Raw genomic sequence first — 13,679 nt, forward strand, 5'->3', positions numbered from 1 at the left:
TCCTTTTTATGCTGTCTGTTTGGATTGCTTTATTTTTGCGTGTGCTTCAACGAATAGCTTCTTCACCATCGCGGAACTTAGCTGCAAGGCTTCTGAAATCTGTTCAAAGGAGAGCTGCAACTCGTAGCGCATGTGGAAGATCTCTGCCTGCTGGTCATTGAACTCACCCTGCAGTACAATTTTAGCAGGCTTATTTAACAGGTCCATTTTCTCCGAGCTGTTGAATATGGTGCGCAACGTATCAATTGTTTTCTCTACCTGCATACTGACCTCATAATCGGATATCCCACCGAGGTAGTAAGCAATCCGTTCATAGTTGAAGCTATATTTCAAGCATAGTTTGATAAAGAGTTGTTGTTCATCTTTCAGACTGGGCAGGATACTATTTAACCGATTCATCTGTTCCTGCTTTTCGGTTTCCAATTTTTCGAGATAGACCAGATCTTCCTCCTCCTCTTCTTCCAGTTCATAGCCCAATAAAAATTCCTGATAGTCCTCAATACCATCCAGACGCAGTAAACTGCGATTGAAGCGATTCTTTGATTTGCTATAATAGGCTTTTACCGCAGCATTAACCTGTGTTTTGAGAAAAGTAAAAACCGCATCCATGGAGTCGACGTTCTCCCGAAACAACCAGAGCCGTAGAAAGGCTTCCTGAACAATACTTTCTGCATCGCATTCGTCCTTGGTGTACTTTTCTCCCCGGAAATAGAAGTATCCATAGAACTTTTTATAGAAGAAGTCCAAGCCCTTCTCCCTACCGTCGTTGAGCAATGAAATATGCCGTTCAATATCTTTTTTTTGTTGTAATAGTTTACTCATAATTTATCATTTAGTCGTTATTGATTAGATCAACTTACCGCAACCCCGGGGATGTATCTGTCGGTTTTGTGGCCGGGGTTGGGTAAGCTGTATATGAATAGAACGTATTGGTATCGATGATGGAGATGTAAGACTTATTGTGTAGACCTTTCAAACTGCGTTCTTCGGCTCCAAGTATCTTCATTGTCATGCTGAGTGAAACGAAGCATCTCAAAGTATACTGGCAGCATAGTGTTTAGATCTAATGTTGCATCAGCCCCTTAAACCTCCAACACATCCCTGATGCCTGCTCCGCAGTCACTACGTTCAAGATGACAAGAAAAACAGTTTGTGTCGACGGCTAAACTTGACTAGCACCTTTCAAATTGTAGTGAGTAACACCATATCCGAACGGCTGTTTATCTAATATCTGGTTGTGTATACCTTTTAAATTGAGATGAGTGCCCACCACTCAAAGCATCAGTTCAAGCGGTGTTCAGTTGTATATACCTTCCAAATTGCAGCAAGCAAATTTGCCTATTCGCAAATCAGCACATCTTCAATAAAATAAAAAAGTATTCAGCGAGTGGCATATCGCCCTCACCCTACGGCGTCACAAGAAGCCTCTTAATAATAAAACATAATTATTTTCAGTACAATAGCAAAACCCTTTTAACAACATATATCCTGAAATGTAAGAAAGTATTTTGTAAATTTGAATAACAAAATAGATGTTGTTATGGATATTCAAACGAGGAAAATCGAATTTGTGCAAAAGTTTTTAAAGCTTCAGAACGAAGAATTGTTAAGTCGTTTGGAAAAGCTATTGCGTTCCGACAAATCCCAGGAAGACGAAAGTTTTAAAGCGATGACAGTTGCTGAATTTAGCAATCGAATTGATAAATCGTTAGAAGATTCAAAAAATGAGCGACTCACAAATTCAGATGATTTAATTGCGGAAATAAAAAAATGGGGTTAAAGGTATACTGGACCGATTTTGCCAAAAACGAGTTGAAAAACATTTTTAACTATCACAAGGAAAAAGTTAGTCTAAAAATCGCTCGACAGATAACTACTCAAATTGCCGAAAGTGCTAAGAACTTAAGTAATTTTCCGGAGATTGGAGTCCACGAAGAACTTCTACAAGAAAGACCTCAGAACTTCAGATATATCGTCAGCACAAATTACAAAATCATTTATTGGGTCAACGGCAAAAAAAATAGAGTTGAAATTGTCGATGTATTTGATGCCCGACAAAATCCGATTAAAATTAAGCGAGCTAAATAAAAAACTTTCAAATCGGGATGAGCAACACCGCAAAAAATGTTTTTATAAAGTTGTTTTTTATGGTATAGACTTTCAAATTGAGGTGAGTAACATCGAAAAAAATGAAAGTGTGGAATTTCGATCAGTTGCATATACCTTTCAAATTATGTTCTTCAACACCAAGTATCTTCATTGTCATGCTGAATGCAATGAAGCATCTCAAAATATGCTGACATCATCGTGTTCAGATACTTCGGCAGGCCTCAGTATGACAAGAAAAACAGTCTGTGCAGATTATCAAACTTGACTAGCAACTTTCAAATTGTAGTTAGCAACACCTAATGTGCAGCAAGTCCTATTTTTCTCCAGTTGCGCATACCTTGCAAATTGGGATAAGTAGCACCCTAAGAGCCAAATGCAGAAAGCCATTATCAGTTGCGCATACCTTGCAAATTGGGATAAGTAGCACCAGCTGGAATTTGCAGCCGAGACTCTATTGCATATACCTTCCAAAAATCTATCCCCTATTTCCTACCCCCTAACACCTAAAATAAAAAAGTATTCAGCGAGTGGCATATCGCCCTCACCCTACGGCGTCACAAGAAGCCTCAATTATATATTTCACTTTTTTATCAATACCAATACGTCAAAGAACATAGCGATACATTTCGAAGAGCTACACAAAAGGCAAACCTCTTCCCTGTCGTCTTTCGACAACACCGCATCTTGATTAAAATAAAATGATGGAGATCCTATACGCTTTTAATTGGTTTTCTTCACGTGGTTTGGCGTTTCATTTAACTATACAGGATCAATGCTCTTTATAAAAAGGGAACAACCCAGATTAATCTGGAGATTTCATAATGTTTTTAAATAGCCCCTTTCTCATAGTTTATAATTTCATACTGTTTGCAAACTATCTTATTATGACTTTGTTTATATAACAAATATATAAACAAAAAATATAAAAGCAAAATTTTACAACATTTTTTATTTAATTATTTGCGCAAATAATAATTCTATTTGTTATGTGAGTATTCCAAACAAAACCATATTAGTGGATATTGGTAAACAAATCCGTACACGCAGGGAGGAATTATCTTATGCACAGAATGATGTAGCCAATATGACAGGGCTCACCATTAACACTGTTGCGTCACTCGAAAAGGGTAAAGGTGCAACGTTAAATAACTTTCTGCTAATCTGTCGGGCTTTGGAAATACAGCCTAAGCATATTTTTAAAAGCGACATCAATTTAGAACCGCTTTATAGTCTTCCCCCAGATTCAAAAAGACGTATAGAAATCACCCAAAAACTCGACAACCTTGTTTATCACTCTGATTTCTTTGCAAACCCAAAACGTGTCGCCGATGTCATCCAGGAATTGGACACCGAAAAAAGTGACAGCAACAAATTTTCCGTTTATCTTACCGGCTATTGTAAAGAAGGTGAACTGGAATATATCAAAGAGGGTAATATCAAAAAGTACATTAAAAAGAAAAGGTAACTTCATCATTCAAGTTTGACCAAGGCATCCTCCATCACGATTGCCGTAAACGGTATCACCAATACGACAAACGTCATACCGATTGCGGCATCCTCCATCACGATTGCCGCAAACGGCATCACCAATACGACAAACGTCATACCGATTGCGGCATCCTCCATCACGATCGGGATAAACGGCATCACCAATACGACAAACGTCATACCGATTGAGGCATCCTCCATCACGATCGGGGTAAACGGTATCACGATTGCGACAAACGTTATACCGATTGCGGCATCCTCCATCACGATCGAGACAAACGGTATCACCAATACGACAAACGTCATACCGATTGCGACATCCTCCATCACGATCGGGGTAAACGGTATCACGATTGCGACAAACGTTATACCGATTGAGACATCCTCCATCACGATCGAGACAAACGGCATCACGAATGCGACAAACGTTATACCGATTGCGGCAAACGTTATGCAGAACGGTGAGTATAAACTCACCAAAAACACACAACTCCATACAAATCTTCACATCAAAGTTGGCAGTTACTCATTTAATTGCTAACTTTAAATCAAAGAACAACCATGCGGACCTTTTGGATATACTTTTCTATTTTTTTGATAATGTGCCTGTTCACGCAATTGTTTCTCTATTTTTCGGCTCCGGAGAAATATAACTTTGACATTATTCATTGTGCAGGCTATCTCTTTATTATATGTATATCGGCTTTATTGACCTCTTATATTTTGAGAAAACGCAAATACTCACATAACAAAAAAGCCAACCTGTAGTTGGCCTTCTCTTGATTATTATAATTACTAATTTTTAATTGTTACTATCTATTCGGCTGCGGTGTCGTACGTAAATACGGCTTTATCTCTTTAAATCCCTTTGGAAATTTAGCGGGAATATCTTCCGTCCTGATAGCCGGTACAACGATAACATCTTCTCCATCCGTCCAGTCCGCGGGTGTAGCCACAGAATATTCATCTGTTAACTGCAACGAATCGATCACACGTAAAATCTCATTAAAATTACGACCGGTAGATGCAGGATACGTCAGCGTCAGTTTAACCTTGCGATCCGGACCAATAATAAAGACAGAACGAACAGTTGCCGTTGCCGAAGCATTGGGATGAATCATGTCGTACAACTCCGCTACAGTACGATCCTGATCTGCAATGACCGGGAAGTCTACATTGGTATTCTGAGTCTCGTTAATGTCCTTTATCCAACCAAAATGATCCTCTATAGCATCTACACTCAAAGCCAACACTTTTACATTGCGCTTTTCGAATTCGCTTTTAAGCTGTGCGGTACGACCCAACTCCGTGGTACATACGGGTGTGTAATCCGAAGGGTGAGAATACAATACGATCCAGCTTCCTTCTGTGTACTCATAAAAATCTATATCTCCTATTGTTGTCTGTGCCCGGAAATTTGGCGCTTGATCTCCTAATCTTAAACTCATTTTTATACTATTTAAAACCAATAATCTATTTACCCCACTAATATAGTAGATTTTATTTAATGCCCAAAATATTTTTTAGTACAACTTTGTTATTTCCACACTAATGGGATCAGGAATGATGCAATTACTTAAGATGCTTGTCAATCGTTGCCAAATGCCCAAAATCTTCAAAAGAAAAATTTCCGGTCTTGGCAGCTTGATATTCCAGCAATAATTTTGCTTTTTGGAGTAAGATCCTCTCCTTATTCATTAAGCCGTCGTACAGGAACAATAAAGCTAAGGGACGGACTTGTTCAGATTCCAAACTATCTGCCAACTGCTTTAATTCATCCTCTCCCAATACCAGCAGATCCCCACGCTCCCGTTTAAAAAAATCGCTATATCCCGTTTCAATGTCAACCGGAGCCTGCGACTCGTCAAAGTCTTCCCACTTCCCTACGACCAACCTTAAAAACTTGCCCATTTCATTGATCCAATTCAGAATCGTGTCTTTTTCGTATCGTATTCCCATTCCTTAAAGTTAAAAATAAAAAGTCTAATACGCGTTACCTGTTACCCGTCACTCGTTACTCAATCCTCGTCACCTGTTATGCGTTACGCGTCACGCGTTACCCGTCACGCCTTACCTCACTTGCCCATTACCCGTTACTAACCATTTTTCAGTCACCAGCTTTTCCAGTGCAAAAGGTCCTCTGGCATGTAATTTTTGCGTAGAAATTCCTATTTCCGCCCCCAGCCCAAATTCCCCTCCATCCGTAAAACGTGTCGACGCATTCGCATAGACCGCAGCGGCATCGACTACATTCATAAAAGTAGCGATACGATCCGGGTTAGCCGAAACAATACATTCGGAGTGTTTAGATGAATATGATGCAATATGATCTAAAGCCTGCTGAAAACTGTCGATCACTTTCACCGAACATTTAAAATCCAGAAATTCCCTTCCAAAATCAGATTCCGTTGCCTCCTGAAGAAGAGGATAGTTCAAATTTTTCAATGTTACAAACGCGTCCTTATCTGCAAAAATCTCGACATCGGCGTCTTGTAATAAAGGAGCCACTTTGCGCAGAAAGTTTTCAGACACCCTGCGGTCCACCAATATTGTATCCAGGGCATTGCAGACCGAAGGGCGCGAAATCTTGGCATTGGCGACAATCTTAGCCGCATCTTCCAGGTTCGCAGTTTCCTCCACATAGGTATGACACACACCGGCTCCGGTTTCGATCACCGGTACTTTGGCGTTCTCCCGTACAAAATCGATCAGTGACTGGGATCCCCGCGGAATAATAATATCAACATATTTCGTCGCTGTCAGCAACTCAGCGACAAACTTCCGATCCGTGGGAAGGAGCTGAACAATATGCTTATCCAGATCAAACGCAGCGAGAGCGGTATGAATCAGACCAACTAATATGCTATTGGTAAACCAGGCATCCGAACCGCCCCGCAATAAACATACATTTCCCGACTGCATACAGAGGGCAGCTACATCAATGGTTACATTTGGCCGGGATTCGTAAATAACACCCACAACCCCCAACGGCACCGATTTCTTTTCAATACGCAGACCATTATCCAATTGTTTAGCGAGCAGCACCTTTCCGGCAGGATCTTCCAGTCGGCTTACCGCTATTACACTGTGGGCCAAGCCTTCAATCCGCTCTTTATTCAACACCAGCCGATCATATTTCGGATCAGCTTTATCTATACGATCCAAATCCTTTTGATTGGCGGCCATAATTTCTTCCGTATTCGCGATCAAAAGAGAAGACAAGCCTGCCAATACGTTTCGTTTCATTTCTACAGAAAGAGGTTGAATAACCTGTTTTGCACGGCTCGCGTCTTTCAGTTGCTGTTCTATGGTTTCCATCTCCTATAATTATAAAAGCACAATATCATCGGCATGCGCAATTTCTAAATTCCTTTTATTTGCTTCGTTTTTCAGTGTAGACGAATCCAACTTAGACTTGGCAACGGCAAAAATGATTCCCTCACCGTTGGCGATCTGAAATACCTCACCAACCTCAAAATCCTGCACGACATCCTTCACCCCTACCGCCAATAAACTTTTTCTACTTTGCAACGCCTGTATCGCCCCCTCATCCACTGTTACCAGTCCTGAAATCAAACTGCCGCTTGCCAACCATTTATTACGGGAAGATACTTTTTTCTTTTGCGCATAACACACCGTTCCCGTCTCTCCTTTTACAGCTTTCAATATGCCATTTTCGATCTGCATACTAAAAATAACAGCCTTAATCCCCATTTGATTAGCCAAGCGCGCAAAATTCAATTTAGAAGTCATTCCACCTAGTCCGACCGCAGACTTCTCCTTGCGTGCTAAAGCAAGTGCAGCCTTATCAATCACCTTAATTTCGGGAATAACCTGACCTTTAGCATCCAAAACACCGGGAACCGATGTACTGAAGAGAATCTGTTCGGCTCCGAACCCAACAGCTATTAACGTAGCAAGCTCATCATTATCCGAAAATTTGAGCTCCTTATTACTCACCACATCATTTTCATTTGCAATTGGAATAATATTATTTCTCCACAATGTTTCGTAAGTACTTTTTAGCTGGAGAAACTGATCCCGGTTTGCAAAATGATGACGTTCACAAAGACTTTGCGCTAAAGCGATTTTAAACGGTTTGAAATACGTTGCATAAGTTCGTACCAATAACGGATTGCCAATAGCCGCGGCTGCTTTCCGTTCCGAAAGGGTACCACTGTATCCGGGTAAATATCTCTTTCCGGCAGCGACAGCCCCCGAAGATACCAGTACAATATTATAGGAAGATTGCAGTTGAGCAGTTTGTCTTGCGATTTCCAAAACGATCTGCTCATCTATTTCGCCATTCGTGGTAATAGAAGCAGAACCGAATTTGATAACCAATATTGGCTTCTTCATTTAAATTTTATTAAAAATACACGTTTATATTTTGGAAAAATATAAATATATAGCGAATTTTTAACAAAATAAATAAAATTTCAATTTTCTGACTCCGTAAAATCCCCCAAAAAAAACCTAATCTATCTGGCAGTGACCGTACCATTACCCAAATCGATCCATATACATTTTTTCTAACGCGAACATTTCGTCACGTAGCTTAGCAGCTTCCAGAAAATCCATGTCTTTAGCCGCTTTCTCCATACGCTTACGCACCGTATCCACCGCCTTTTTCATATCCTTCTCGCTCATATACTCCATCAACGGATCAGCAGCCAGCATAGAACCTGCATCCGGTTCAATATATGCCTTCGCTTCTCCCGGCTTATAATCCACCACAGAAGTTTGCTCCAGAATTTCTTCACGGGTCTTACCCACCGTACGCGGAGTGATGCCGTGTTTTTGATTATAAGCCATCTGCTTATCTCTCCTCCGGTTCGTTTCCTCGATCGTAACCCGCATACTTGCCGTCACCTTATCCGCATACATAATCACACGTCCTTTATCATTACGCGCCGCACGGCCTATCGTTTGGATAAGTGATCGTTCCGAACGCAGAAACCCTTCTTTATCCGCATCCAGGATGGCGACCAACGTGACCTCCGGTAAATCTAATCCTTCCCGCAGAAGGTTCACGCCCACCAGTACATCAAATTCCCCTAAGCGCAAACCTCGCAGGATTTCCACCCGCTCTAATGTTTTAATCTCGGAGTGAATATAACGTACCTTGATGTTAAGTCGGCTCATATATTTTGTCAGTTCCTCAGCCATACGTTTTGTTAACGTAGTCGCCAGAATACGCCCCCCTTCCCTGATCGCCTTATCTACCTCTTCCAGAAAATCATCAACCTGATTCACAGCAGGTTTTATTTCAATCACCGGATCCAATAAGCCTGTCGGACGGATTACCTGTTCCACGACGACACCCTCCGTCTGCTGCAGTTCATAGTCTCCGGGCGTAGCCGATACATAGATGGTTTGATTCGTCAACGATTCAAATTCGGGGAAATTCAACGGTCTGTTATCCAGTGCCGCGGGCAACCGGAAACCATACTCGACCAACGAAATTTTACGAGAGCGGTCACCGCCATACATCGCGCGGAGCTGGGGTAAGGTAACATGACTCTCATCAATCACCAGCAGGTAGTCTTCCGGAAAATAATCCAACAAACAGAAAGGCCTCATCCCCGGTTGCCTGCCGTCAAAGAATCTGGAGTAGTTCTCAATTCCTGAGCAGTATCCCAGTTCGCGCATCATTTCCAGATCATAGTTCACACGCTCTTCGAGCCGCTTTGCCTCCAACATTTTCCCCGCTTCTTCCAACTGCGTTTTCCGCTGCACCAATTCTTCCTGAATCTGCCAGATAGATTCCGTAAATTTATCCTTAGGTGTCACGAACAGATTGGCCGGGAACAGGGATAATGCTTCATGCTTAACCAAAGTTTTTCCACTGCCGGGATCGATTTCGCTCAGTTCATCAATTTCATCGCCAAAAAATGATATACGATAAGCAATATCAAGATAAGCGGGATACACATCCACCGTATCCCCTTTAACCCGAAAAGTTCCCCGCTTAAAATCAGTCGTTGTCCGGGAATACAGAATTTCAACCAACTTATGCAAAAATGCGTTGCGTGAAACCGTAGTACCAACACCAAACCTAAAAATAGAACGCGAAAAATCTTCCGGATTCCCCATACCGTAGATACACGATACAGAAGAAACCACAATAACATCTCTACGGCCCGACATCAGTGCCGATGTCGTTGCCAGACGCAACTTTTCAATCTCCTCATTAATGGCTAAATCCTTCTCAATATACGTATTCGAAGAAGCTATAAAAGCTTCGGGTTGGTAATAATCGTAATAGGAAACAAAGTACTGAACAGAATTTTCCGGGAAGAATTGTTTAAATTCGCCATACAGCTGAGCCGCCAATGTCTTATTATGACTCAATATCAATGTTGGTTTTTGAGTTTGTTGAATCACATTGGCAACAGTAAATGTTTTACCCGATCCGGTTACCCCCAATAGCGTTTGATAGTGCTCTCCGTCATTCACCCCGGCCACTAATTCCCGGATAGCCTGCGGCTGATCCCCTGTCGGTTTATACTCAGATGTTAATTGAAATTCCATATTACTTCGTGAAGTGTAAACTTAATAAAAATGTTCGTCATCTTATTATTCCATACAATTAATGTCGCCTGAAATAAACATTCAATGATTTTTTTTGTTAAATTGGTAGAAATTAAAACCAATACGCTATGATAACCATTCTCACGCAACATAACAGCATAGCCAATCACTTTTTAGCCGAATTGCGCGATGTACATATCCAACAAGACAGGTTACGCTTTCGTAAAAACTTAGAGCGTATGGGTGAGATTATGGCCTACGAAATCAGTAAAACATTTCAATATGCACCTCACGAGGTCGAAACATCCCTGGGTGTCGCCACAGCGCATCAGCTGGTCGAGCATCCTGTTCTGATTACTATTATGCGTGCGGGCTTACCTTTCCACCAAGGTTTTCTACATGTATTCGATAAATCGGACAGCGGTTTTATAGCGGCTTACCGGCACACCAAAAAAAGCGGTGAATTTGAAGTACATAAAAAATACATGAATACACCCAATCTGGACAACAAGACTGTCGTTATGGTCGATCCGATGCTTGCCACAGGAAGAAGCCTCGTCTTATGCTGCAAAGAGCTGTTGGCAGAATATGACATCAAGGAACTTCATATTGCCGCCGTCATTGCCTCCGAGGAAGGCATCCAGCATGTGCGGGCATTCGTACCCGAAGCGCATATATGGATCGGCGACGTGGACAACGAACTGACCAGCAAATCCTATATCGTCCCGGGGCTGGGAGATGCAGGAGATTTGGCCTACGGTAATAAAGAGTAACCATGATGCCCTATCGGCTCATCAGTAAATCAGTTAAAAATTAATACGTAATTAACAAAAAATGAACACAATAACTCTAAATTTAATATATCAAAAAAAACAACATTATGGAATGGCACAAATACAATGGCGAAGTCATACGGATGCCTATCAACGAAGCTGTTGAAGACATCATACGTAGAGAAGCCCATGTAGGTAACAAGCTCAAGGTTTACATCGGAACCGATTCTCAGGTAAAACGGGGAATTATCGAATTCGCAACCGTCATCGTTTTCTTACGAGAGCACAAAGGAGGGTTTATGTTTATCCAGCGAGACAAAAAGCAGCATCGAATGAGTATAAAAGAACGTATGCTCACAGAGGTTCAAAAATCGATAGCAATAGCCTATCACCTCTGCCCCCTCCTTGACCAATACCACATCGACCTCGAAGTCCATGCCGACATCAACACCAACCCAAATTTCCAATCCAATGTAGCGCTCAAAGAAGCGATGGGTTATATCATGGGCATGGGATTTATTTTCAAGGCCAAACCCGAATCATTTGCAAGTACAGCCTGTGCCAACAAGGTAGTACAATAGCAACCGGAGCGGTTTTTCCTGTTTTACGTGTATCTTTAATTGCAAAAAACAATTGAGGTGTACCGGGTTTTCTCTCCTGATTTTACAACAATCTGCACAAACCACTGCTTTAGAACAGGCAGGCACGTTATTTATTGGCTTACTTTTGCTATTATTGCATAGAACGGTTTTCCAGGGTGAACGAAAACCTGATAAATGTGTAAAAAGGATTCATAAACGTGAAAAAGCATATAAAAAAAATAGCCGTCGTTGGCCCCGAATCCACCGGAAAATCCACGATAGCGACATATTTAGCCGGGCAATTGGACACAGTTTGTGTACCGGAATATTCCCGCTATTATTGCCAAGACCTTCATAATACGTACACCTTGCAGGATGAAGTGAATATGTTCCACGGTCAGGTCGCATTAGAAGAGGCACTGATTCCGTTGGTAAAAAATGAAATTATCATCCTGGACACGACGATTCTAACCGTAAAAATATGGTGTGATTACCTGTTCCACGATACCCCGTCGCGTATAAAAGAAGAAATAAAAAACAGGCCGTATGATCTGTACCTCCTGATGGATATCGATCTCCCCTGGCAGGATGACCCGTTGAGAGACTTCCCCGACCAACGTGAACATTTTATGGAGATCTGGAAGAAAGAACTGGCCGATTTGCATGCCAGGTATGTAATTGTCTCCGGTTTGGGTGATGACCGCCTGCACCATGCTTTAAAAGCGGTAAAAGAAAATGTGTTTCAATAAAAATTAACTATAAAAAGTCCTGTTCTTCGTCAGAACAAGACTTTTTTAATATTGAGTTGAGCTTCGAAAGCCCGGTCCGACTTAGTATCTGTAAGCGTCCGATTTGAAAGGACCATCAACCGTCACACCGATATAAGCAGCCTGCTCTTCCGTTAACGTATCCAATTCTACACCGATATGTGCTAAATGAAGACGAGCTACCTTCTCATCCAAATGCTTAGGCAAGGTGTACACTTTATTTTCGTACGCCGCTGTATTTGTCCAGAGTTCTAATTGCGCCAACGTTTGGTTGGTGAATGAATTTGACATCACAAAAGACGGATGACCTGTAGCACAACCTAAATTCACCAAACGGCCTTCTGCCAATACAATGATATCGTTTCCGTCGATGGTGTATTTGTCAACCTGGGGTTTGATTTCAATTTTGGTATCACCGTAATTCGTATTCAGCCAGGCCATATCAATTTCATTATCGAAATGCCCGATGTTACACACCACAGCTTTATCTTTCATCGCTTTAAAATGCTCCGCACGCACAATATCCTTATTACCTGTCGTTGTTACGACAATATTAGCTTCCTTTACCGCATCCGCAAATTTTTTCACTTCAAAACCTTCCATTGCAGCTTGCAACGCGCAGATCGGATCAATTTCAGTAACGATTACACGTACACCTGCCGAACGCAATGATTCTGCAGACCCTTTTCCCACATCACCATAGCCTGCTACTACAGCGACTTTACCTGCCAACATTAAGTCCGTTGCGCGACGGATCGCGTCGACCAATGATTCGCGACATCCATATTTATTATCGAATTTAGATTTCGTAACAGAATCATTAACATTGATAGCAGGTAAGTGTAACGTACCGTTTTTCATACGCTCATACAAACGGTGTACCCCTGTTGTTGTTTCTTCTGAAAGTCCTTTAATTCCGTCAATCAATTCCGGGAATTTATCGAAGACCATATTGGTCAGATCTCCCCCGTCATCCAGGATCATATTTAGCGGTTGGCGGTCTTCACCGAAAAACAAGGTTTGCTCGATACACCAGTTAAACTCTTCTTCCGTCAATCCTTTCCACGCATACACCGGAATACCCGCGGCAGCGATAGCAGCAGCAGCGTGATCCTGCGTAGAGAAAATATTACAAGAAGACCAGCTTACATCCGCCCCCAATTCGACCAGGGTTTCGATTAATACCGCGGTTTGAATCGTCATGTGAAGACATCCTGCAATCCGGGCTCCTTTTAATGGTTTGGCAGCACCAAATTCTGCACGCAAACTCATCAACCCGGGCATTTCTGCCTCAGCCAATTCTATTTCTTTGCGTCCCCACTCTGCTAGCGTAATATCTTTTACTTTGTAAGGAACGTAAGTAGTTTCTAATGATGACATAATGTATTCTTTAAATATTTTAGAAGGGCAAAATTACTTGAAAATCA

The 13,679-nt window shown here is 41.7% G+C and carries 15 protein-coding genes; 6 read left to right on the forward strand and 9 right to left on the reverse strand.

Annotation, left to right across the window (positions count from 1 at the left end):
* Positions 1-6: 6 nt before the first annotated feature.
* The gene (locus tag E4F24_RS12185; RefSeq protein WP_140939152.1) at positions 7-822 is read right to left on the reverse strand and encodes a sigma-70 family RNA polymerase sigma factor; all 816 of its coding nucleotides are present in this window, start codon (positions 820-822) and stop codon (positions 7-9) included.
* A 34-nt stretch (positions 823-856) separates the two neighbouring features.
* Positions 857-1,006 carry a hypothetical protein gene (locus E4F24_RS13840; protein ID WP_181182467.1) on the reverse strand — a complete coding sequence of 50 codons (150 nt, stop codon included), beginning with the start codon at positions 1,004-1,006 and terminating at the stop codon, positions 857-859.
* Positions 1,007-1,516: 510 nt separating this feature from the next.
* On the opposite strand from E4F24_RS13840, the gene E4F24_RS12190 reads away from it, so the two are divergent.
* The 3 genes from E4F24_RS12190 (at position 1,517) to E4F24_RS12200 (ending at position 3,574) form a co-directional block, all read left to right on the forward strand.
* Complete coding sequence (locus E4F24_RS12190) at positions 1,517-1,780, forward strand: hypothetical protein (RefSeq protein WP_235891224.1); 264 nt, start codon at positions 1,517-1,519, stop codon at positions 1,778-1,780.
* Positions 1,771-2,088 (forward strand): type II toxin-antitoxin system RelE/ParE family toxin, encoded by a 318-nt coding sequence (locus tag E4F24_RS12195; protein WP_140939156.1) that lies wholly within the window; start codon positions 1,771-1,773, stop codon positions 2,086-2,088. The genes E4F24_RS12190 and E4F24_RS12195 overlap by 10 nt, the downstream gene beginning before the upstream one ends.
* A gap of 1,009 nt (positions 2,089-3,097) precedes the next feature.
* Positions 3,098-3,574 carry a helix-turn-helix domain-containing protein gene (locus E4F24_RS12200; RefSeq protein WP_181182468.1) on the forward strand — a complete coding sequence of 159 codons (477 nt, stop codon included), beginning with the start codon at positions 3,098-3,100 and terminating at the stop codon, positions 3,572-3,574.
* Between the two features lie 5 nt (positions 3,575-3,579).
* Here E4F24_RS12200 and E4F24_RS12205 read toward each other — a convergent pair whose 3' ends face one another.
* The 6 genes from E4F24_RS12205 to uvrB form a co-directional block, all read right to left on the reverse strand.
* Positions 3,580-4,008 (reverse strand): hypothetical protein, encoded by a 429-nt coding sequence (locus tag E4F24_RS12205; RefSeq protein WP_216629174.1) that lies wholly within the window; start codon positions 4,006-4,008, stop codon positions 3,580-3,582.
* A gap of 401 nt (positions 4,009-4,409) precedes the next feature.
* Positions 4,410-5,045 (reverse strand): peroxiredoxin, encoded by a 636-nt coding sequence (locus tag E4F24_RS12210; RefSeq protein ID WP_140939163.1) that lies wholly within the window; start codon positions 5,043-5,045, stop codon positions 4,410-4,412.
* Positions 5,046-5,169: 124 nt separating this feature from the next.
* Positions 5,170-5,556 carry a hypothetical protein gene (locus E4F24_RS12215; RefSeq protein WP_140939165.1) on the reverse strand — a complete coding sequence of 129 codons (387 nt, stop codon included), beginning with the start codon at positions 5,554-5,556 and terminating at the stop codon, positions 5,170-5,172.
* A gap of 111 nt (positions 5,557-5,667) precedes the next feature.
* Positions 5,668-6,915, reverse strand: coding sequence for a glutamate-5-semialdehyde dehydrogenase (locus tag E4F24_RS12220; RefSeq protein WP_140939167.1), 1,248 nt, complete (start codon positions 6,913-6,915; stop codon positions 5,668-5,670).
* A 9-nt stretch (positions 6,916-6,924) separates the two neighbouring features.
* Complete coding sequence (gene proB / locus E4F24_RS12225) at positions 6,925-7,956, reverse strand: glutamate 5-kinase (RefSeq protein ID WP_140939169.1); 1,032 nt, start codon at positions 7,954-7,956, stop codon at positions 6,925-6,927.
* 144 nt (positions 7,957-8,100) lie between these two features.
* A complete protein-coding gene (gene uvrB, locus E4F24_RS12230; protein WP_140939171.1) occupies positions 8,101-10,131 on the reverse strand; it encodes an excinuclease ABC subunit UvrB in 2,031 nt (676 codons plus the stop codon).
* A 128-nt stretch (positions 10,132-10,259) separates the two neighbouring features.
* Between uvrB and upp the strand changes: the two genes are divergently transcribed.
* The 3 genes from upp to E4F24_RS12245 all read left to right on the forward strand — a co-directional run bounded on the left by upp (position 10,260) and on the right by E4F24_RS12245 (position 12,234).
* Positions 10,260-10,904 carry a uracil phosphoribosyltransferase gene (gene upp, locus E4F24_RS12235; RefSeq protein WP_140939173.1) on the forward strand — a complete coding sequence of 215 codons (645 nt, stop codon included), beginning with the start codon at positions 10,260-10,262 and terminating at the stop codon, positions 10,902-10,904.
* 107 nt (positions 10,905-11,011) lie between these two features.
* Positions 11,012-11,485, forward strand: coding sequence for a ribonuclease H-like YkuK family protein (locus E4F24_RS12240; protein WP_140939175.1), 474 nt, complete (start codon positions 11,012-11,014; stop codon positions 11,483-11,485).
* Positions 11,486-11,703: 218 nt separating this feature from the next.
* The gene (locus E4F24_RS12245) at positions 11,704-12,234 is read left to right on the forward strand and encodes an AAA family ATPase (protein WP_181182469.1); all 531 of its coding nucleotides are present in this window, start codon (positions 11,704-11,706) and stop codon (positions 12,232-12,234) included.
* Between the two features lie 81 nt (positions 12,235-12,315).
* Here the strand turns inward: E4F24_RS12245 and ahcY are convergent, their stop codons facing one another.
* Positions 12,316-13,632 carry an adenosylhomocysteinase gene (gene ahcY / locus E4F24_RS12250; RefSeq protein ID WP_140939179.1) on the reverse strand — a complete coding sequence of 439 codons (1,317 nt, stop codon included), beginning with the start codon at positions 13,630-13,632 and terminating at the stop codon, positions 12,316-12,318.
* Between the last annotated feature and the right edge of the window lie 47 nt (positions 13,633-13,679).

The sequence above is a fragment of the Sphingobacterium lumbrici genome, from assembly GCF_006476045.1.
Taxonomy (GTDB): Bacteria; Bacteroidota; Bacteroidia; order Sphingobacteriales; family Sphingobacteriaceae; genus Sphingobacterium; species Sphingobacterium lumbrici.